Genomic DNA, 19,526 nt, shown 5'->3' on the forward strand with positions numbered 1-19,526 from the left:
TCAGAGGTCTCGGTCCAGCATGCCCGACTGGGCGATGAGGAAGCCCAGTTGCGCCCGGCTGCCGCTGCCGAGCGCCTGCGCCAGCTTGGCGATGTGGGCGCGGCAGGTGCGCACGTTCATCCCGAGCCGGCGTGCGATGGCCTCGTCCACATGACCCTCCACCAGGAGCTTGGCGATGGAGTGCTGGACCTCGGTGATGCCGTCGGGCGCGGTCTCGTAGGGGGCGCCCGCGGTCAGCGGCACCGCGCGGTTCCACATGAACTCGAAGACCTTGATGAGGTAGCGGATGAGCCCGGGGTTGCGCAGCTCCAGGGCCACCTGCTGGTCGTCGCGGGTGGGGATGAAGGCGACCGACTCGTCGCAGATGATGAGCCGTTCGACCAGTTCGTCGATGGTGCGGTACTCCACCTTGCCGCTGGTGAGCTGGGAGACGTAGCCGATCTGCTTGAGGTTGTAGCGGACCGTGTGCTGATAGAGGGTGCGGATGTGCACGCCCCGCTCCACCAGGGCGGTGTCCCGCTCCAGGCCCTGGCGTACGTTGCGCTCGGTGAAGTGGTTGCTCGGTTGTACGGTGAGCACCGAGGAACGGCATTCGGTGGTGGCCAGGTCGAGCGCGGCGTTGATGCGGTCGCTGCCCTCCAGGACGGTGATCGAGTCGGTCACCGAGGCCGTCTGGGTGCTCAGCGCGAGGAACGGCTCGAAAATGTCGGAGAGTTCGACCGCCCAGCGCCGTCGATCTGCTATCTCGCGTTCGAGCGGCGAGAGCCGTTGGGCCAGCGCCACGGCCGGGGGCACCGGGCGCAGCCAGTCGGGGTCGTCCGGATCCGGGTGGAGCAGGGCGAACTCCATCAGGCAGGGAGCCGATGCCACGTCAGCACGGGAGACACGTCCGGTACGCAGGGCGTTGGCGTAAAGTCGGCCCCCTTCCTCGCACAGTTCGGTAACCGCATGGGGATGTACCGTATTGTGCCGATTTGAAGTCAAATCTCCACCCCCCAGGGTCCTGAACATGCAGGAACATGATGCACTGATTGTGTGGTCATGATGTGCCCGAATGAGCCATCGTCTTATCCGACGGGGGAAGAAGGGGACCTTCAAGTGAGGACGAAGTCGACCATGGGCAAGAAGATGATTCGCTCGGGGCTGGTCGCCACCTTCTCCGCCGTTGTGGCCCTTGGAGTGCTGAGTGGCCCCTTCGGTGCGAAGAGTGATCTGCGCGCAGACACGAAGTGGCCCTCGGTGGCGACGCTCGACGCGAACAGCGTGGTGCGCGCGGACACGAAGTGGCCCGGCGACACCAAGTGGCCCTCGGTGGCGGCGGCCGGCGTGACGAACGCCGTGCCCGCGGACAGCGAGTGGCCGACGGACACCAAGTGGCCTTCGGTAGCCGGGAGCTGATGTGACCACGCCACCCGACGACCGCTCCTTCCGCCGTGAGATGGCCACCGCCTACCGATCCGGCTGGCACTTCATCGATCTGGTGACCGCGATTCCCCACCCGGGGGACTCGCTGATGGTGACCGTCTTCGGTGAGCCGGTCGTCGTCACGCGCGACGACGAGGAGGACGTCAGGGCCTACCGGTGCCTGCGCAAGCCGCGTGGGGCGCCTCAGCCGGTGCGGTGTGCCATACGGTACGGAATGATCTTTGTGAACCTGGACCAGCGGGATCACCGGCTCACCGAGCCGGTGGAGTCCGACCTGAGAACAATCTCGGCCACCCCCCGCAGTGCCTGACGCGATTCCCCCGTCGTAAAAGATCGCTCAGGCGCTTCCCCCCGCAGCGGCGTCACCGTGACCTGAACACGGTGACGCCGCTGTTGTTCGTGCCGACATTTCGGGGTATGCCCCCACCCCGGCGGTGGCCGAAACGAATCGAACACGGCCGCCGTGACGTCGCTCGACCTCGACATCCCGGTCATCCCCGCCCCAGCGCCCGCTCCAGCGAGATCTCGATCACCACGCGGGCCGGGTTCGGCGTGGGCTCGCGGGTGTAGCGCTCGGCGTAGCGGCGCTCCGCCTCCCTGATCCGGTCCGGGTCCGCGGACAGCCGCGCCCGCCCCTCCAGCGTGGCCCAGCGGCGCCCGTCCACCTGGCAGACCGCGGCCGGGGCGCCCTCGGGCCCGGCGGCGCGGACATGGGCCGCCTTCGCGCTGGCCCCGTTGCAGATCACCCGGGCGAGGCGCGCCTCGGGGTCGTACGTCACCCCGACCGGCACCACGTGCGGACTGCCGTCCGGGCGGATGGTCGTCAGGGTGCACAGATGCCGCTCGCGCCAGAAGCCGAGATACGCCTCGTCCGGGGAACCCGGATCCACGGAATGGTTCGCCATGCCCGGAAACCTAGTCGCAGACCGGTGCGTGAGCAGCCTTGAGTGGAATAGACTCAACTTTATGTACGCTGGTTAAGTCAGCAGAGGGTTGCAGGGCTGAGGTTACGTCTAGGAGGAGAACGCACACGTGGACGCCGAGCTGACCAACAAGAGCCGGGACGCGATCAACGCGGCCAGCAGTCGGGCCGTGACCGAGGGACACCCGGACCTGACCCCCGCGCATCTGCTGCTGGCGCTGCTCGCGGGGCAGGAGAACGAGAACATCACCGACCTGCTCGCCGCCGTCGACGCCGACCAGGCCGCCGTGCGCGCGGGCGCGGAGAAGCTCCTGGCCGCGCTGCCCAGCGTGGCCGGTTCCACCGTCGCGCCCCCGCAGCCGAGCCGCGATCTGCTGGCCGTGATCGCGGACGCGGGCGAGCGGGCCAAGGACCTCGGCGACGAGTACCTGTCGACCGAACACCTGCTGATCGGCATCGCCGCCAAGGGCGGGGCCGCCGGTGAGCTGCTGCGGCGCGAGGGCGCCGAGGCGAAGAAGCTGCTGGAGGCCTTCAAGAAGGCCAGGGGAGGACGCCGCGTGACCACCGCCGACCCGGAGGGCCAGTACAAGGCCCTGGAGAAGTTCGGCACCGACTTCACCGCCGCCGCCCGCGAGGGCCGGCTCGACCCGGTCATCGGGCGGGACCAGGAGATCCGGCGGGTCGTGCAGGTGCTGAGCCGTCGTACGAAGAACAACCCGGTCCTGATCGGCGAGCCGGGCGTCGGCAAGACCGCCGTCGTGGAGGGGCTCGCGCAGCGGATCGTCAAGGGCGATGTGCCCGAGTCGCTGAAGGACAAGCGCCTGGTCTCGCTCGACCTCGGCGCGATGGTGGCGGGCGCCAAGTACCGCGGCGAGTTCGAGGAGCGCCTCAAGGCCGTCCTCGCCGAGATCAAGGACTCCGACGGGCAGATCATCACCTTCATCGACGAGCTGCACACGGTCGTCGGCGCGGGCGCGGGCGGCGACTCCGCCATGGACGCGGGCAACATGCTCAAGCCCATGCTCGCCCGCGGTGAGCTGCGCATGGTCGGCGCGACCACCCTGGACGAGTACCGGGAGCGGATCGAGAAGGACCCCGCCCTGGAGCGCCGCTTCCAGCAGGTGCTGGTCGCCGAGCCGACCGTCGAGGACACCATCGCGATCCTGCGCGGCCTCAAGGGCCGGTACGAGGCGCACCACAAGGTGCAGATCGCGGACAGCGCGCTGGTCGCCGCGGCCACCCTCTCCGACCGCTACATCACCTCACGCTTCCTGCCGGACAAGGCCATCGACCTGGTGGACGAGGCGGCCTCCCGGCTGCGCATGGAGATCGACTCCTCGCCGGTGGAGATCGACGAACTCCAGCGCTCCGTCGACCGGTTGAAGATGGAGGAGCTGGCGATCGGCAAGGAGACCGATCCCGCCTCGCTGGCCCGGCTGGAGAAGCTGCGCCGCGATCTCGCCGACCGGGAGGAGGAGTTGCGGGGCCTGACCGCCCGCTGGGAGAAGGAGAAGCAGTCCCTGAACCGGGTCGGCGAGCTCAAGGAGCGGCTGGACGACCTGCGCGGCCAGGCCGAACGCGCCCAGCGCGACGGCGACTTCGACAAGGCCGCCAAGCTGCTCTACGGCGAGATCCCGCAGCTGGAGAAGGAGCTGGAGGCCGCCTCCGAGGCCGAGGAGGAGGCCGCGCAGGACACCATGGTCAAGGAGGAGGTCGGCGCCGACGACATCGCCGACGTCGTCGGGGCCTGGACCGGCATCCCGGCCGGCCGGCTGCTGGAGGGCGAGACCCAGAAGCTGCTGCGCATGGAGGACGAGCTGGGCAAGCGGCTGATCGGCCAGGGCGAGGCCGTGCGCGCGGTCAGCGACGCGGTACGGCGCTCCCGGGCCGGCATCGCCGACCCCGACCGGCCCACCGGATCGTTCCTCTTCCTCGGCCCGACCGGCGTCGGCAAGACCGAACTCGCCAAGGCGCTCGCGGACTTCCTCTTCGACGACGAGCGGGCGATGGTCCGCATCGACATGTCGGAGTACGGCGAGAAGCACAGCGTGGCCCGGCTGGTCGGCGCGCCCCCCGGGTACGTCGGCTACGAGGAGGGCGGCCAGCTCACCGAGGCGGTGCGCAGGCGCCCGTACACCGTGGTCCTGCTGGACGAGGTGGAGAAGGCCCACCCGGAGGTCTTCGACATCCTGCTCCAGGTGCTGGACGACGGCCGCCTGACCGACGGCCAGGGCCGCACCGTCGACTTCCGCAACACCATCCTGGTGCTCACCTCCAACCTGGGCAGCCAGTTCCTGGTCGACCCGGTCGCGAGCGAGGAGGAGAAGAGGGAGCAGGTGCTGGAGGTCGTCCGGGCGTCCTTCAAGCCGGAGTTCCTCAACCGCCTGGACGACCTGGTGGTGTTCTCCGCGCTGACCAAGCCCGAGCTGGAGCGGATCGCGGGGCTGCAGATCGAGCGGCTGGGCCGGCGGCTCGCCGAGCGCCGGCTCGCCCTGGACGTCACGCCCGAGGCGCTGGCCTGGCTCGCGGAGGAGGGGATGGACCCGGCGTACGGCGCCCGGCCGCTGCGCCGCCTGGTGCAGACCGCCATCGGCGACCGGCTCGCCCGGGAGATCCTGTCCGGCGAGATCAAGGACGGCGACACGGTCCGGGTGGACCGCTTCGGCGAGGGCCTGCTGGTCGGCCCGGCGACGGGGAAGACGCTCTGACGCTCACACGGTGAACGCGCTGAACCGTACGAGGGCCCGGTTCGGGCCCTCGTACGTCACGTTCACCGTCACCGCGTCGGCGCCGCCTCGGAGTCCATGTTCGGACAGAGGCCGGCGCCGTCGTCGCACAGCCCGGTGCCGGGCGCGGGCCCGGACGGACAGGTCTTCGCCAGCCACGCCCCCACGTCCCGGCGGGGCATCCGGAACCCGGCCGCGTACGACGTGTCCAGCCAGCTCCGCACGGTGCACCGCGTGTCGTACGCGCCCTGCGGAAGCTGCCCGCCGCCGAACTCCAGCGCCTCGGCGCACGGCACCTTCTCCGGGCCGCCGCCCAGCGGACGGTCCGAGGTCGCCAGCCGCACCACCGCGCAGGCCACCCGGGCCGGCAGCGGCGCCGGGACCGCCGGCACCACCCCCGGCAGCACCCGTCTGCCGCGTCCCCGCCCCGCCGTATCGGCCCCCGTGTGTTCACCGGCCCGCCGCCCGGGCACTGGATCATGTCAGCCAAAGGCTGACAGGCCCCGTCAGGGCTTGCCACCCCCCTCCCCGCATGGGGGAGGATGGCGGGATCCGTACGAAGGGAAAAACACGGTGAGCATCGACCCGTCCTCGATTCCGAACTTCGGGGGCCAGCCCGAGCCGCAGCCCCAGGGACCGGGCGGCCCCGTCCTCCCGGACCAGGACCTTGTGAAGCAGCTCCTGGAGCAGATGGAGCTGAAGTACGTCATCGACGAGGAGGGCGACCTCGCGGCGCCCTGGGAGCAGTTCCGCACCTACTTCATGTTCCGCGGGGAGGACGAGCACGCCGTCTTCTCGGTGCGGACCTTCTACGACCGCCCGCACCAGATCGAGGACAAGGCCCAGCTCCTCGAGTCGGTCGACGACTGGAACCGCCGCACCCTGTGGCCCAAGGTCTACACCCACACGCACGACGACGGCACGGTCCGCCTCATCGGCGAGGCCCAGATGCTGATCGGCACCGGCGTCGACCTCAACCACTTCGTCTCGTCCACGGTCAGCTGGGTGCGCGCCGCGATCGAGTTCGACAAGTGGCTGGTCGAGCAGCTGGGCCTGGAGGAGGACGTCGACGGCACGGACAAGCCGGAGGACGGCGAGGCCGACTCCGGCGAGTGACCGGCCGTATCGGCTACAGCGGCGCGTTCCCCAGCACCAGCAGGTACGCGCCGTAGAGGTACGACAGCCCGGCCAGGGACGCGACCAGCACGGCCGCGTGCCAGGGCCGGGCTTTCGCCGTGCGGACCAGCGCGCGGGCCGCTGGCAGCAGCAGCGGGAAGGCCGGCAGCAGGAAGCGCGGCTTGGACTCGAAGGTGCCCGAACCGCCGAGCACGACCAGCAGCAGCACCCCGCTGTAGACCAGCAGCGGCAGCGGCGGCCGGTCGAGCGCCAGCAGCACGAACAGCACCACGCCCACGGCCACCAGCAGCAGCGCCATGGGGAACACCACCCGGCCGCCGTGCAGCAGCAGGGCGCGCACGAAGCGCAGCGAGCCGCGTCCGAGGTCGAACCGGGAGCCCCAGCGCGCCTGGACGTCGAAATAGCCGCCCAGCAGATCGCCCCGGCGCAGGCCCACCCACAGCAGGAACGCGGTCCAGCCCAGCGGGGCGAGCGCCGCGCCCGTCCACAGCCTGTGGGAAACCCGGCCGCGCCGCCGCCACACCTCGCGGGCGGCCGCGGCGAGCACGGCGGCGGCCACCGCGAACCCGTTCGGGCGGGCCAGCCCCGCGAGCGCCGCCAGGGATCCCGCCCACAGCCAGCGCCCGGTCAGCACCGCGTACAGCGACCAGACCGCGCACGCGGCGAGCACCGGCTCGGTGTACGCCATCGACAGCACCACCGAGTGCGGCAGCAGCCCCCACAGCAGCACCAGCGCGATGCCCACCGGCCGCCCGTACAGCAGCGTCCCCACCGCGTACAGGCCGGCCGCGGCCACCAGCGCCGCCGACCAGGACACCAGCAGCCCGGCCGCGCCCCCGCCGAGCGTGCTCAGCTCGCTCACCGCCCGCACCAGCGCCGGGTACAGCGGGAAGAACGCCAGATCGCTGTAGCCGTGCCGGCCCAGGGCATGGCCGTACCCGTGCGCCGCGATGCCCAGGTACCAGACCGAGTCCCAGGAGCGGTCCAGCAGGGCCAGCACCGGACGGCCCGCGGCCTCGGCGAGCAGGGCGAGGACGGCGGCACCGGCGAGCCGCGCGCCGAGGAACAGTCCTACGGCGACGCCGCTCGCCCTGAGCAGGGAGACGCGGGCGCGTTCCCCGGGCGCGGGTTCGGGAGCGGTGACGGGCGGCGCGAGAACGGTGCTGACGTGGGTCACACCTCCGCACCTTGCAAGGGCCGGACCCCGGATGCGAGCAGGGCGCGGCCAACCGGCGGCGAACCGTCCCTCACATGGCCCGCAGGCGCTCCGCCGCCTCGCGCAGCACGTCCTCGCGCTTGCAGAACGCGAACCGCACGAAGGGGGCGCCCGCCTCGCGGTCGTCGTAGAAGACCGCGTTGGGGATGGCCACGACACCGGCGCGCTCGGGCAGGGCGCGGCAGAAGGCGAAGCCGTCCTTCTCGCCGAGGGGGCGGATGTCGGTGGTGACGAAGTAGGTGCCCGCCGGCTTGAACACCTCGAAGCCCGCCGCCGTGAGCCCCGCCGACAGGATGTCCCGGCGCTCCCGCATCGAGCGCCGGAAGCCGTCGTAGTAGGACTCGGGCAGGGCGAGGGCCTCGGCCACCGCGTACTGGAAGGGGCCCGAGGAGACGTAGGTGAGGAACTGCTTGGCCGCGCGGACCGCGCTGACCAGGGCGGGCGCGGCCGTCACCCAGCCGACCTTCCAGCCGGTGAAGGAGAACGTCTTGCCCGCCGAGCCGATGGTCACCGTGCGCTCGCGCATGCCGGGGAAGGAGGCGAGGGGCAGATGCTCGGCGTCGTCGAACACAAGGTGCTCGTACACCTCGTCCGTCACCACCAGCAGGTCCCGCTCCACCGCGAGCTCGGCGATCGCGGCCAGCTCGGCGCGGGTGAGGACGGTGCCGGTGGGGTTGTGCGGGGTGTTGATCAGCAGCAGCCGGGTCCGGTCGGTGACGGCGGCGCGCAGCTCGTCCAGGTCGAGCCGGAAGCTGCCTTCGTGCGGGCGCAGGGTTACCGGCACCCGGCGGCCGCCCGCCAGCGCGATGCTCGCCGCGTAGGAGTCGTAGTACGGCTCCAGGGCCACCACCTCGTCGCCCGGCTCCAGCAGCGCGAGCAGCGCGGCCGCGATGGCCTCGGTGGCGCCCGCCGTCACCAGCACCTCGGTGTCGGGGTCGTACGACAGCCCGTACCGGCGCCGCTGGTGCGCGGCGATCGCGGTGCGCAGCTCGGGGACGCCGGGGCCCGGCGGGTACTGGTTGCCGCGCCCGTCGCGCAGCGCCCGTACGGCGGCCTCCCTGATCTCCTCGGGGCCGTCGGTGTCGGGGAAGCCCTGGCCCAGGTTGATCGACCCGGTGGCGACGGCGAGGGCGGACATCTCCGCGAAGATCGTCGTACCGAACTCGGCGAGCCTGCGGTTGAGGAGGGGGCGCGCGGTGGAGGTCATGCCGGCCATCCTGCGCCCAAGCTCTGGAGTTCCTCAACTCCGCTTTGGCGCTCGCCCCGGGTGGGCATCTCCGGGGCACCGCGCGCGGCGCGGGAAGGAACGAGGCGCCCACGGGGGGCGGCTTCGGGGGACCGGAAGAAGGTGGCGCCATGGATCCGTTCGTCATCGGGCTGGTGGGAGTGTTCGTCCTGTTCGTCGTCATCGCGCGGGTGTCCGGCAGGCGCGGCAGGGGCGGGGCGGGGCGGCGGGGCGGGCGCGCGGCGGGCTCGTCGGCGATGTTCGGCGGGGGCGGCGGCGACTCGGGCAACAGCTGGTGGGCCGGGGACGGCGGGTCGTCGTCGGGCGGACACCACGGGAGTCACGGCGGCCACCACGGGAGTCACGGCGGACACCACGGCGGCCACCACGGCGGCCACTCCTCCTGCGGCGGCGGGGGGCACTCGGGGCACTCCTGCGGCGGGGGTTCCTCGTGCGGCGGCGGGTCGTCCTGCGGTGGCGGCGGTGGCTGCGGGAGCAGCTGAGGCGGGCGGGCCGGGCGGCGGTGGGGAGAGGCCGGGGGCAGGAGTGCGGGTCGCTGGGACCGCGCCCGGCGTGCGCCGTGGTGGAACAGTTGAACTGTGAGCCCCCCGAGGGATGGAATGCCCCCGAAGTTGGGTAAAAACGCTGTGGCGGCCCCTCTGTTCATGATTCCCTCTAAAACGCCAATGCAGCCAACGCAGCCCCCAGGACGTCTCGCGGACGCCTCGTACCGGCCGGGCCGGCCGGGCTGACACGGCCATCTCCCCTCATTTGCGTGTTAGCGGAGCCGATCCATGCTCACGACCCTGAACACCACGTACAGCGATACGCGCGCTGCCGACCTCGCCTGGGCCCTGGGGCGCGAACCGCTTCCCGCCCTGGCCTCCCTCGACCTCGAACTGACCGGCGCCAAGCTTCAGTTGAGACTGCTCGGCGCCTCCCACCAGGTCCTGCTGGAGGAGGAGCGCGGCCTGTGCTCCGAGACCGTGGCCTGCATCCCCGGCTCCAGCACCCCGCTGCCGCTCGGCGTCGCCAAGCGCGTCGGCGACTGGGAGTACGAGTTCGCGGCGCGCGTCGAGATGCTCACCCCGGGCTCCTTCGCGGGCCGCGCCCAGGAGTTGCTCGCCCTCGTCGCCGAGCACCCGCACGGACTCGCGGGCGTCTTCCCGGGCAGCCCGCACGCGTTCACCGCGATGCTGGCCCAGCGGCACCAGGACCATGTGCACTGGCGCACCTGGCACGCCTACCCGCAGGACGGCCAACTCGTCGCCACCCGGACCCGGGTGGGGGCGCGGGCGCGCGGCGGGCGGCCCGGCCGGGACGCCGACGCGGCGTGGTCCGGGACGTCCGCCGCATAAACCCGGACGGGGCCGACCGCCCCCAGATCCACACCTGTGGGTGACGAAGCGTGCCCGTCAAGTGACGTAACGTCGCAGCGTGATCGAACCGCAGGCCCCCGCGCCCCCGGGCGCCCCGCCCTCCCGGACCGCCCCCGCCGGGCTGCCCGTCCGGCCCGGCACCGGGCGGTTCCTGGTCCTCGTGTGCGTCTTCGTCTGCGCGGCCTGCGGACTCGTGTACGAACTCGAACTCGTCGCGTTCGCCTCGTACTTGATCGGCGACTCGGTCACCCAGGCATCCGTCGTGCTGTCCGTGATGGTGTTCGCGATGGGCATCGGCTCGCTCGGCGCCAAACGGCTGCGCCGGCACACCGCCGTCGGCTTCGGCGCGGTCGAGACGCTGCTCGCCCTGGTCGGCGGGTGCAGCGCGATGGCCCTGTACGCGGTGTTCGCCTGGACCGGCGGCTGGGGCGGGCTGTGGGCCGAGGGCCCGCGCTGCCTGCTGGTCGCCTTCTCGCTCGCCATCGGCCTGCTCATCGGCGCCGAGGTCCCGCTGCTGATGGAGCTGATCCAGCGCATCCGGCGGCAGGACGCGCCCGCCGCCGTGGCCGACCTGTTCGCCGCGGACTACGTCGGCGCCCTCGTCGGCGGCCTCGCCTTCCCCTTCGTACTCCTGCCGTTCTTCGGCCAGTTGACCGGCGCGCTGCTCACCGGCACGGTCAACCTCGTCGCGGGCGGCGCCCTCGTCCTCGGCCTGTTCCGGCGCGATCTGACCCGCCGCGCCCGCTGGGCCCTGCTCCTCGTCGGCCTCACCGTCCTCGGCGTCCTCGCCTCGGCCGCCGCCCTCTCCGCCGACTTCGAACGCGCCGCGCGCCGGGCGGTGTACGGCACGGACGTCCGGGTCGCCGTGCAGACCGGGGTGCAGGAGGTCGTCCTCGCGGGCGGCACCGGCGGCCGCCCCCTCGACCTCTACCTCGACGGCCGGCTGCGCGTCGGCGGCCAGGACGCCCGCCGCTACCACGAGGCCCTGGTGCACCCCGCCCTCGCCGGACCGCACACCCGCGTCCTGATCCTCGGCGGCGGCGACGGCCTCGCCGCGCGCGAGGTGCTGCGCCATCCCGGCGTGCGCCGTGTCGACATCGTCGAACTCGACCCGGAACTCGCCCGGTTGGCCCGCCGCGACCCCGGCCTCGCCGCCGCCAACGGCCATGTCTACGCCGACCCCCGGGTCCGCCTCACCACCGCCGACGCCCTCAACTGGCTGCGCACCGCGCCCGGCGCCGCCTACGACGTGGTGATCTGCGACCTGCCCGACCCCGGCATCACCGCCAGCACCAAGCTGTACTCCGAGGAGTTCTACGGCCTCACCCGCCGCGTGCTCGCCCCCGGCGGCCGCCTCGTGGTGCACGCCGGGTCCGTCACCACCCGCCCCCGCGTCTTCTGGACGGTCGCCGCGACCCTGCGCGCGGCCGGACTCGCCGCCACCCCCTACCGCGTCCTCGGTCACGACCCCGGCTTCCCCGCGGGCCCCGACCGCTCGGCGGGCGCGCCCGAGGCACCGCACGACTGGGGCTTCCTGCTCGCCGCCCCCGGCCGTACCGCCCCGCCGCCGCGCCTGGATCCGGCGGTCCCCGCCGCCACCCTCACCCCGGCCGCCCTCGCGGCGGACCGGCGGGCGGCCGAGCGGGTCCGGACCGGGGGGCTGCCCGCCTCCACCCTGATCCACCCGCGGTACTGAGCGGGCGCCCCCTCCGGCGAGGGTACGAACCGGCCGCTCCTGGGTAGGCTCAGCCGACATGGAGCACCAGGTCTTCGTCCCGGTCTCGGCCGACCGCCTCGCCACGGCACTCGCCGACCCCGCGCGCGTCGCCCGGGCCGTCCCCGGGCTCCAGCAGGACGCCGGCGCCCCGCCCGTCGCCGGACGCCTCAAGCTGCGCGTCGGCGGGCACTCCGTCACCTATCGCGGCAGCGCGCGGGTGCTCGCCCGGGAGGACGGCGCCTACACCGTCGAGGGCGAGGCCACCGAGTCCCGCGGCACCGGCGTGGTCAAGCTCGCCCTCACCCTGCGCCTCGCGGACGCCGAGGGCGGTACGACGGTCACGGCCGAGGGCGGCGCGGATGCCTCGGGACGGATCGCGGAGCTTCCCGCGGACACGGTCGCCGCGGCGGCGGCCCGGCTGCTGACCCGGTTCCTTGAGGCGCTGGGGGAGCGGGCGGAGGAGCCCGGGAAGGAGGCGGAGGGGGCGGAGGAGGCGCCGGAGGCCGGGCGCGCGTCCGTCTTCGACACCGAGATTCCGCCATCCTCGCTCGACCCCGAGGCGGGCGACGCGGGCGACGCGGGCGCCGCGCGGGAGACGGCCGAGGGCGTGGAGAGCCCCGCGGACGACTTCACCGACACCGGTGTCCCGCCCGCCGAGGCGGCCCATGCCCGGCGCACGATGATCGGCCGCAGCGCGGAGGAGGTCGACCACGCCCCGCCCCGCGGCCGCTATGCCCCGGTACCCGCCCCGCAGACCGTCTCGGCGAACCAGGCACTCAAGTGGGCGGCCCCGGCGGCGGCGTTGGCGGTGGCGTCGGCGATCGTGGTGGGGCGGGCGCTGCGCAGACGCCGTTGACCGAACGCCCCGCGAGGGGGCGCGGGGCCGGGGCCGGTGTACGGCTCCGCCGCGTGGGCGCGATCAGCCACCGGCGACCCGAAGCCGTACATCCGACCGCGCCACCCCAGTACTGTCGTCCCGTGAGTAACGAAGACATCACGCTGACCGCGGGCGACGCGGAGGTGATCGTGCGGCCCGGGAGCGGCGGCCGCATCGGCGGACTGAGGATCGGCGGCACCCAACTGCTGCGGCAGGGCGACCGCTTCGGCTGCTTCCCGATGGTCCCCTGGGCCGGCCGCGTCCGCGACGGCCGGTTCCTGGACGGCGGCGTCGTCCGCCAGCTGCCCCTGAACTCCCCGCCGCACGCCATCCACGGCACGGCCCGCGACGGCGCCTGGCGCACCGCGCGCGTCACCGAGCACGAGGCGGTGATCACGCACGAGCTGACCGACCCCTGGCCGCACTCCGGCCGCGTCACCCAGATCGTGGCGCTCGCCGAGGACAGCCTGACGCTGACGATGGCCGTGGAGACGTACGACGACTCGTTCCCGGCGCAGATCGGCTGGCACCCCTGGTTCCACCGCACCCTCGACGGCGTGGACGTGGCCCTGGACTTCACGCCCGCCTGGCAGGAGGAGCGCGGCGCCGACCACCTGCCCACCGGCAACCGGATCGATCCGAAGCCGGGCCCCTGGGACGACTGCTTCGGGATGCCCGACGGCGTCGACGTCACCCTCACCTGGCCGGGCCTGCTGGAGCTGAAGGTGGCGAGCCGCGAGGAGTGGGTGGTGGTCTACGACGAGCAGGAGGAGGCCGTCTGCGTGGAGCCCCAGACCGGGCCGCCCAACGGGCTGAACACCTGCCCGCGCCTGGTCACGCCCCTGGAGCCGCTGGAGGCGACCACCACCTGGAGCTGGCGGCGCCTTTAAGCTGGGCGCCATGAGCGACGTACGGGCTGAGCTGCTTCAGCAGATCAAGGACAAGGCCGTGGTGCACGGCAAGGTGACCCTCTCCTCGGGTCTGGAGGCCGACTACTACGTCGACCTGCGCCGCGTGACCCTGGACGGCGAGGCCGCACCGCTGGTCGGCCAGGTGCTGCTGGACCTCACCGAGGACCTGGAGTTCGACGCGGTCGGCGGGCTCACCATGGGCGCCGACCCGGTCGCGGCCGCCATGCTGCACGCGGCCGCCGCGCGCGGACGCCGGCTGGACGCCTTCGTGGTCCGCAAGGCGGCCAAGGCGCACGGGATGCAGCGCAGGGTCGAGGGCCCGGAGATCAGGGGCCGCCGGGTCGTGGTGGTCGAGGACACCTCCACCACCGGCGGTTCCCCGCTGACCGCCGTGGAGGCGGTGCGCGAGGCCGGTGCCGAGGTCGTCGCCGTCGCGACCATCGTGGACCGGGCGACCGGCGCCGCCGAGAAGATCGAGGCCGGCGCGGGGGTGCCGTACCGTTTCGCCTTCTCGAAGGATGAACTGGGTCTGGACTGACACGCCCCTTTGACCTGGACTTGGGGGGCGACGTGCGTCACCCCCCGTCTGGAAGGATGGGGGACCGACGACGACGTCACCCACCAGGTCTAGGTCAGGGCCGTACGCAGAACCCACCCGCAACACAAGGAGCGGACAGATGCCCATCGCAACTCCCGAGGTCTACGCCGAGATGCTCGACCGGGCGAAGGCAGGCAAGTTCGCCTACCCGGCCATCAACGTCACCTCCAGCCAGACCCTGCACGCCGCGCTGCGCGGCTTCGCGGAGGCGGAGAGCGACGGCATCGTCCAGATCTCGACCGGTGGCGCCGAGTTCCTCGGCGGCCAGTACAGCAAGGACATGGTGACCGGCGCGGTCGCGCTCGCCGAATTCGCGCACATCGTCGCGGAGAAGTACCCGGTCAACATCGCGCTGCACACCGACCACTGCCCGAAGGACAAGCTCGACGGGTACGTCCGTCCGCTGATCGCCCTGTCCAAGAAGCGCGTCGACGCCGGTCTCGGCCCGCTGTTCCAGTCGCACATGTGGGACGGCTCCGCCGAGACCCTCGGTGACAACCTGGAGATCGCGCAGGAACTGCTGGAGCAGGCCCGCGCCGCCCGGATCATCCTGGAGGTGGAGATCACCCCGACCGGCGGTGAGGAGGACGGCGTCTCGCACGAGATCAACGACTCCCTGTACACCACGGTCGACGACGCGATCCGCACCGCGGAAGCGCTCGGCCTCGGCGAGAAGGGCCGCTATCTGCTGGCCGCCTCCTTCGGCAATGTGCACGGCGTGTACAAGCCGGGCAACGTCGTGCTCCGCCCCGAGCTGCTGAAGGAGCTCAACGAGGGCGTGGCCGCGCGGTTCGGCAAGGAGTCCCCGTTCGACTTCGTCTTCCACGGCGGCTCCGGCTCCAGTGAGGAGGAGATCCGCACCGCGCTGGAGAACGGCGTGGTGAAGATGAACCTGGACACCGACACCCAGTACGCCTTCACCCGCCCCGTCGCCGGGCACATGTTCGCCCACTACGACGGCGTCCTGAAGGTCGACGGCGAGGTCGGCGACAAGAAGTCCTACGACCCGCGCACCTGGGGCAAGCTGGCCGAGGCGGGCATGGCCGCGCGCGTCGTGGAGGCCACGCGGCACCTGCGCTCCGCGGGCAACAAGATCAAGTAAGCGCCCGGCGCCGTTCACGGCGTCCCTGGCGTACAAGGGCGTCCACGGCGTCCACGGCGGACTTGGCGGCTTTTCGAGCCGCCGGGTCCGCCGTATCGCTGTATATGTGGGGCATGCCCGAAGTCCGGCTCGGCTCCTCCCGCGGTACGTGGATCCTGCTCACCACGGTGCTCGGCTCCAGCATGGCCATGCTGGACTCGACCGTCGTCAATGTCGCGCTGCCCCGCATCGGCCGCGATCTGGACGCGAGCCTCGGCGCCCTCCAGTGGACCGTGAACGCGTACATGGTCACGCTGGCCGGGCTGATCCTGCTCGGCGGCTCCCTCGGCGACCGCTACGGCCGCCGGCGGATCTTCGTGCTCGGCGTGGTCTGGTTCGCCGCCGCCTCCCTGCTGTGCGGCATCGCGCCCACCTCCGGGCTGCTGATCGCGGCGCGCGCCCTCCAGGGCGTCGGCGGGGCACTGCTCACCCCCGGCTCGCTCGCGCTGATCCAGGCGTCCTTCCATCCCGACGACCGCAGCCGGGCCGTCGGCCTGTGGTCCGGGTTCGGCGGGATCGGCGCGGCGGTCGGCCCCTTCCTGGGCGGCTGGCTGGTCTCCGGGCCCGGCTGGCGCTGGGTGTTCCTGCTCAATGTGCCGCTCGCCCTGCTCTGCGTGCCGGTGGCCCTGCGCCATGTCCCCGAATCGGCCGACGAGAACGCGCACGGCCGTTTCGACGTGCTCGGCGCGGCGCTGGGCGCGCTGGCGCTTGCGCTGCTGACGTACGCGCTCATCGAGGCGCGGGAGGGCACGGCGGCGGTGGTGGTGAGCGCGCTGCTGGGCCTCGCCGCGGCGGCCGCGTTCGTGTACGTGGAGCGGCACCGGCCCGACCCCATGCTGCCGCCGGACGTCTTCGCCTCACGGCAGTTCACCGCGGTCAACCTGGTCACGCTGTGCGTGTACGCGGCCTTCGGCGGCTTCTTCTTCCTCACCGCGCTCCAGTTGCAGGTGGCGGTCGGCTGGTCGCCGCTGGTCGCGGGGACGGCGCTGCTGCCGACCACCATCCTGATGCTGCTGTTCTCCTCCGCCTCGGGCGCGCTCTCCGACCGCACGGGCCCCCGGCTGCCGCTCACCGTCGGACCGCTGCTGTGCGCGGCCGCGATGCTGCTGATGCTGCGGGTCGGGCCGGGGGCGGGCTATCTGACCGACGTGCTCCCCGCGCTGCTGGTCATGGGCGCCGGCATGGTCACCCTCGTCGCCCCCCTCACCGCCACCGTCCTCGCCTCCGTCGACACCGCCCGCGCGGGCGTCGCCAGCGGCATCAACAACGCGGCGGCCCGGGCGGCGGGCCTGGTGGCGGTGGCGGCGCTGCCCCTGCTGGCCGGGATGGGGGCGGACGCGTACCGCTCCGCGTCGGCCTTCGACGCCTCCTTCAACCGGGCGATGCCGATCTGCGCGGGCGTCCTGGTGCTGGGCTCGATCCTCGCGTTCTTCCTGGTCACCGGGCGCCCGACACCGGGATGCCAGCACCCGGAGCGGCATACGCACTGCTCGCTGACGGCTCCGCCGCTGGAGGGGGAGCGGGCCGATTCGTAGCCGCCCCCCAGGGGTTCTCCCGGACGCGGACGCCGGTACGCGAGACTGAACCCATGACCATTCACGAGAACCTGCTCGGCGGGCCGCCCCCGACCCACCTCCCCGATGACCCGGAACCCCGTGAGCAGCTGGCCCAGGGCACCGCGCCCGCGGACGTCGCCGCGCAGCACCCCACCTCCTCGCTCGCGTGGGCGCAGCTCGCCGACGACGCCTTCGAGCGCGGCTCCGTCGTGGAGTCGTACGCCTACGCCCGTACGGGCTACCACCGCGGCCTCGACTCGCTGCGCCGCAGCGGCTGGAAGGGCCACGGCCCGGTCCCCTGGGAGCACGAGCCCAACCGCGGCTTCCTGCGCGCCCTGCACGCCCTCGCCCGCGCCGCCCAGGCCATCGGCGAGCAGGAGGAGTACGAGCGCTGCAGCCAGTTCCTGAAGGACTCCTCGCCGACCGCCGCGTCGACCCTCGGCTGAGCACGGTCCGTCACCTGTGTGGCCCGTCTGGCAACAGGCGGGCCTTGCCGTACCCGGGGTGATTGCGGAGGATGCGAGTGGGGACCGGGGCCCCCGTGCCGGCATCGGCAGGGGCGGACCGCTACCCGTAGCAACAACAGGAGACAGCGATGTCCCAACAGGCTCACCCCCACGAGGCCGCTGAGCCCGAGACCCCGCATCTCGACTTCGCGGGCACGACGCCGTACGAGGACTACGTGCGCGCGGACCTGCTCACCCACCTCCAGCACACCCTCTCCGACGACCCCGGCGAGATGGTCTTCCTGGTCACCACCCAGGTGATGGAGCTGTGGTTCACGGTGCTGGTGCACGAGTGGGAGACCGCCGCGAAGGCGTTGCGCTCGGACGACGTCCCCACGGCGATCGCCGCGCTGAAGCGTTCCGTGCGCGAGCTGGAGGCCCTGAACGCCTCCTGGACCCCGCTCGCCGGTCTCACCCCCGCCCAGTTCAACTCCTACCGCGCCGCCCTCGGCGAGGGCTCCGGCTTCCAGTCGGCGATGTACCGGCGGATGGAGTTCCTGCTCGGCGAGAAGTCCGCGTCCATGCTGGTCCCGCACCGCGGCGCCCACCGCGCGCACGCGGAACTGGAGAAGGCGCTGCACGAGCCCAGCCTCTACGACGAGGTGCTGCGGCTGCTGGCCCGCCGGGGCCACGCGATCCCGGACGCGGTCCTGGACCGCGACGTCGCCCAGCGTCATGAGCCGGTCCCCGCTGTCGAGCAGGTCTGGGCGGAGGTCTACTCCGGCGACCAGGACGGCGAACTCGTCCGCCTCGGCGAGGCGTTGACCGATGTGGCCGAGCTGGTGTGGCGCTGGCGCAACGACCATCTGGTCGCCACCCGCCGCGCGATGGGCTCCAAGACCGGCACCGGCGGCTCCGCCGGGGTGGCCTGGCTGGAGAAGCGCGCCCGCAAGAACGTGTTCCCCGAGCTGTGGACGGCCAGGTCCTATGTCTGATCTCACCTTGCGGGCGAAGGAGTTGGACGCGGCGGACGCGCTGGCGCCGGTGCGGTCCCGCTTCGTCCTGGACGACGTCGTCTACCTCGACGGCAACTCGCTGGGCGCGCTGCCCGCACATGTCCCCGACCGGATCGCGGACGTCGTCCGCCGCGAGTGGGGTGAGCTGCGGATCCGCTCCTGGGAGGAGAGCGGCTGGTGGACCGCGCCCGAGCGGATCGGCGACCGGATCGCCCCGCTGGTCGGGGCGGCGCCGGGGCAGGTCGTGGTCGGCGACTCCACCAGCGTCAATGTGTTCAAGGCGGTCGTGGCCGCGGCACGGATGGCCGGCGAGGAGCGCACCGAGATCCTGGTGGACGCCGGCACGTTCCCCACAGACGGCTATATCGCCGAGTCGGCGGCACGCCTGACCGGGCGCACCCTGCGCGCGGTGACGCCCGCCGAGGTGCCGGACGCGCTCGGGCCCCGTACGGCGGCGGTGCTGCTCAACCACGTCGACTACCGCACCGGACGGCTGCACGACCTGCCCGCGCTCACCGCGGCCATCCACGCCGCGGGCGCGCTCGCGGTCTGGGACCTGTGCCACAGCGCGGGCGCGCTGCCGGTGGGGCTCGACGCGCACGGCGTCGACCTCGCGGTCGGCTGCACGTACAAGTACCTGAACGGCGGCCCCGGTTCACCGGCGTTCCTGTACGTCCGCCGCGCGCTCCAGGCCCGCTTCGACTCCCCGCTGCCCGGCTGGAACTCCCATGCGGAGCCCTTCGGGATGAAGCCGTCCTACGATCCGGCGCCGGGCGCGGTGCGCGGCCGGGTCGGTACGCCGGACATCCTCTCCATGCTGTCGCTGGAAGCGGCGCTCGACGTCTGGGAGGGCGTGGGCGTCGACGCGGTCCGCGCGAAGTCGCTCGCGCTGACCGACTTCTTCCTGGCGTGCGTGGCTCGGTACGCCGGGGACCGGGTCGAGTCCGTGACCCCGACCGCCCACGGCGAGCGCGGCAGCCAGGTCTCCCTGCGCTGCGAGAACGCCGGTGACGTCATGAAGCGGCTGATCCAAGCGGGCGTCGTGGGCGACTTCCGCCCGCCGGACGTGCTGCGCTTCGGCTTCACCCCGCTGTACACGAGCTTCGCGGAGGCGGAGCGGGCGGCGCGGGTGCTGGGAGCGGTGCTCGGCTGATTCCACCGGCCCGCACCCGCCCGCGGTCGTCGGCCGCGGGCGGGTGCGGACCGCGAGCGGGTGCGGGCCGGTCCCCACCCC

General features: G+C 72.8%; 20 protein-coding genes. 15 read left to right on the forward strand and 5 right to left on the reverse strand.

Features of this window, described 5'->3' with window-relative positions; translation table 11 throughout:
- Positions 1-1,011 carry a helix-turn-helix transcriptional regulator gene (locus ACLF5H_RS26360; protein WP_421678494.1) on the reverse strand — a complete coding sequence of 337 codons (1,011 nt, stop codon included), beginning with the start codon at positions 1,009-1,011 and terminating at the stop codon, positions 1-3.
- Between the two features lie 105 nt (positions 1,012-1,116).
- On the opposite strand from ACLF5H_RS26360, the gene ACLF5H_RS26365 reads away from it, so the two are divergent.
- Complete coding sequence (locus tag ACLF5H_RS26365; RefSeq protein ID WP_421678495.1) at positions 1,117-1,398, forward strand: hypothetical protein; 282 nt, start codon at positions 1,117-1,119, stop codon at positions 1,396-1,398.
- 1 nt (position 1,399) lies between these two features.
- Positions 1,400-1,735, forward strand: coding sequence for a hypothetical protein (locus ACLF5H_RS26370; protein ID WP_085565785.1), 336 nt, complete (start codon positions 1,400-1,402; stop codon positions 1,733-1,735).
- Positions 1,736-1,916: 181 nt separating this feature from the next.
- Here ACLF5H_RS26370 and ACLF5H_RS26375 read toward each other — a convergent pair whose 3' ends face one another.
- The gene (locus tag ACLF5H_RS26375) at positions 1,917-2,330 is read right to left on the reverse strand and encodes a TIGR03618 family F420-dependent PPOX class oxidoreductase (RefSeq protein WP_421678496.1); all 414 of its coding nucleotides are present in this window, start codon (positions 2,328-2,330) and stop codon (positions 1,917-1,919) included.
- A gap of 127 nt (positions 2,331-2,457) precedes the next feature.
- Here ACLF5H_RS26375 and clpB point away from each other — a divergent pair, with 127 nt between their 5' ends.
- Complete coding sequence (gene clpB, locus ACLF5H_RS26380; protein WP_421678497.1) at positions 2,458-5,055, forward strand: ATP-dependent chaperone ClpB; 2,598 nt, start codon at positions 2,458-2,460, stop codon at positions 5,053-5,055.
- Positions 5,056-5,123: 68 nt separating this feature from the next.
- On the opposite strand, the gene ACLF5H_RS26385 is transcribed toward clpB, so the two are convergent.
- Positions 5,124-5,468, reverse strand: a complete 345-nt coding sequence (locus ACLF5H_RS26385; protein WP_421678498.1) for a hypothetical protein — start codon at positions 5,466-5,468, stop codon at positions 5,124-5,126.
- A 178-nt stretch (positions 5,469-5,646) separates the two neighbouring features.
- On the opposite strand from ACLF5H_RS26385, the gene ACLF5H_RS26390 reads away from it, so the two are divergent.
- A complete protein-coding gene (locus ACLF5H_RS26390; RefSeq protein WP_086809020.1) occupies positions 5,647-6,189 on the forward strand; it encodes a YbjN domain-containing protein in 543 nt (180 codons plus the stop codon).
- 13 nt (positions 6,190-6,202) lie between these two features.
- Here ACLF5H_RS26390 and ACLF5H_RS26395 read toward each other — a convergent pair whose 3' ends face one another.
- Positions 6,203-7,387, reverse strand: a complete 1,185-nt coding sequence (locus tag ACLF5H_RS26395) for a hypothetical protein (protein WP_421678499.1) — start codon at positions 7,385-7,387, stop codon at positions 6,203-6,205.
- 70 nt (positions 7,388-7,457) lie between these two features.
- Positions 7,458-8,642 carry a pyridoxal phosphate-dependent aminotransferase gene (locus ACLF5H_RS26400; RefSeq protein ID WP_421678500.1) on the reverse strand — a complete coding sequence of 395 codons (1,185 nt, stop codon included), beginning with the start codon at positions 8,640-8,642 and terminating at the stop codon, positions 7,458-7,460.
- 140 nt (positions 8,643-8,782) lie between these two features.
- Here ACLF5H_RS26400 and ACLF5H_RS26405 point away from each other — a divergent pair, with 140 nt between their 5' ends.
- The 11 genes from ACLF5H_RS26405 to kynU all read left to right on the forward strand — a co-directional run bounded on the left by ACLF5H_RS26405 (position 8,783) and on the right by kynU (position 19,445).
- On the forward strand, positions 8,783-9,154 hold the full coding sequence (locus ACLF5H_RS26405) for a hypothetical protein (RefSeq protein WP_421678501.1): 372 nt from the start codon (positions 8,783-8,785) through the stop codon (positions 9,152-9,154).
- A 291-nt stretch (positions 9,155-9,445) separates the two neighbouring features.
- Positions 9,446-10,009: a DUF2617 family protein gene (locus ACLF5H_RS26410; RefSeq protein WP_421678502.1), complete on the forward strand. Its 564-nt coding sequence runs from the start codon at positions 9,446-9,448 to the stop codon at positions 10,007-10,009.
- Between the two features lie 79 nt (positions 10,010-10,088).
- Entirely contained in the window at positions 10,089-11,726 is a 1,638-nt protein-coding gene (locus ACLF5H_RS26415) for a polyamine aminopropyltransferase (protein WP_421678503.1), read from the forward strand.
- 58 nt (positions 11,727-11,784) lie between these two features.
- Complete coding sequence (locus ACLF5H_RS26420; protein WP_421678504.1) at positions 11,785-12,603, forward strand: SRPBCC family protein; 819 nt, start codon at positions 11,785-11,787, stop codon at positions 12,601-12,603.
- A gap of 122 nt (positions 12,604-12,725) precedes the next feature.
- Positions 12,726-13,514 carry an aldose 1-epimerase gene (locus ACLF5H_RS26425; protein WP_421678505.1) on the forward strand — a complete coding sequence of 263 codons (789 nt, stop codon included), beginning with the start codon at positions 12,726-12,728 and terminating at the stop codon, positions 13,512-13,514.
- A 10-nt stretch (positions 13,515-13,524) separates the two neighbouring features.
- Positions 13,525-14,073: an orotate phosphoribosyltransferase gene (pyrE, locus tag ACLF5H_RS26430; RefSeq protein WP_037658405.1), complete on the forward strand. Its 549-nt coding sequence runs from the start codon at positions 13,525-13,527 to the stop codon at positions 14,071-14,073.
- A gap of 139 nt (positions 14,074-14,212) precedes the next feature.
- Positions 14,213-15,235 carry a class II fructose-bisphosphate aldolase gene (gene fbaA, locus ACLF5H_RS26435; RefSeq protein WP_421678506.1) on the forward strand — a complete coding sequence of 341 codons (1,023 nt, stop codon included), beginning with the start codon at positions 14,213-14,215 and terminating at the stop codon, positions 15,233-15,235.
- A 113-nt stretch (positions 15,236-15,348) separates the two neighbouring features.
- A complete protein-coding gene (locus ACLF5H_RS26440; protein WP_421678507.1) occupies positions 15,349-16,809 on the forward strand; it encodes an MFS transporter in 1,461 nt (486 codons plus the stop codon).
- Positions 16,810-16,862: 53 nt separating this feature from the next.
- On the forward strand, positions 16,863-17,276 hold the full coding sequence (locus ACLF5H_RS26445; RefSeq protein WP_111583180.1) for a DUF3151 domain-containing protein: 414 nt from the start codon (positions 16,863-16,865) through the stop codon (positions 17,274-17,276).
- Between the two features lie 149 nt (positions 17,277-17,425).
- Entirely contained in the window at positions 17,426-18,271 is an 846-nt protein-coding gene (locus ACLF5H_RS26450) for a tryptophan 2,3-dioxygenase family protein (RefSeq protein WP_421678508.1), read from the forward strand.
- Positions 18,264-19,445: a kynureninase gene (kynU, locus tag ACLF5H_RS26455; protein ID WP_421678509.1), complete on the forward strand. Its 1,182-nt coding sequence runs from the start codon at positions 18,264-18,266 to the stop codon at positions 19,443-19,445. Before ACLF5H_RS26450 ends, kynU begins: the two co-directional genes overlap by 8 nt.
- Positions 19,446-19,526: the final 81 nt, after the last annotated feature.

Origin of the sequence: Streptomyces sp. LaBMicrA B280 (genome assembly GCF_049222185.1) — a bacterium.
Lineage (GTDB): Bacteria > Actinomycetota > Actinomycetes > Streptomycetales > Streptomycetaceae > Streptomyces > Streptomyces murinus.

Bases quoted from the DNA above. Each gene is read 5' to 3' on its own strand.
- ACLF5H_RS26360 (WP_421678494.1), bottom strand. From the start codon at position 1,011: ATGTTCAGGACCCTGGGGGGTGGAGATTTGACTTCAAATCGGCACAAT.
- ACLF5H_RS26365 (WP_421678495.1), top strand. From the start codon at position 1,117: ATGGGCAAGAAGATGATTCGCTCGGGGCTGGTCGCCACCTTCTCCGCC.
- ACLF5H_RS26375 (WP_421678496.1), bottom strand. From the start codon at position 2,330: ATGGCGAACCATTCCGTGGATCCGGGTTCCCCGGACGAGGCGTATCTC.
- ACLF5H_RS26400 (WP_421678500.1), bottom strand. From the start codon at position 8,642: ATGGCCGGCATGACCTCCACCGCGCGCCCCCTCCTCAACCGCAGGCTC.
- ACLF5H_RS26405 (WP_421678501.1), top strand. From the start codon at position 8,783: ATGGATCCGTTCGTCATCGGGCTGGTGGGAGTGTTCGTCCTGTTCGTC.
- ACLF5H_RS26410 (WP_421678502.1), top strand. From the start codon at position 9,446: ATGCTCACGACCCTGAACACCACGTACAGCGATACGCGCGCTGCCGAC.
- ACLF5H_RS26420 (WP_421678504.1), top strand. From the start codon at position 11,785: ATGGAGCACCAGGTCTTCGTCCCGGTCTCGGCCGACCGCCTCGCCACG.
- pyrE (WP_037658405.1), top strand. From the start codon at position 13,525: ATGAGCGACGTACGGGCTGAGCTGCTTCAGCAGATCAAGGACAAGGCC.
- fbaA (WP_421678506.1), top strand. From the start codon at position 14,213: ATGCCCATCGCAACTCCCGAGGTCTACGCCGAGATGCTCGACCGGGCG.
- ACLF5H_RS26440 (WP_421678507.1), top strand. From the start codon at position 15,349: ATGCCCGAAGTCCGGCTCGGCTCCTCCCGCGGTACGTGGATCCTGCTC.
- ACLF5H_RS26445 (WP_111583180.1), top strand. From the start codon at position 16,863: ATGACCATTCACGAGAACCTGCTCGGCGGGCCGCCCCCGACCCACCTC.
- ACLF5H_RS26450 (WP_421678508.1), top strand. From the start codon at position 17,426: ATGTCCCAACAGGCTCACCCCCACGAGGCCGCTGAGCCCGAGACCCCG.
- kynU (WP_421678509.1), top strand. From the start codon at position 18,264: ATGTCTGATCTCACCTTGCGGGCGAAGGAGTTGGACGCGGCGGACGCG.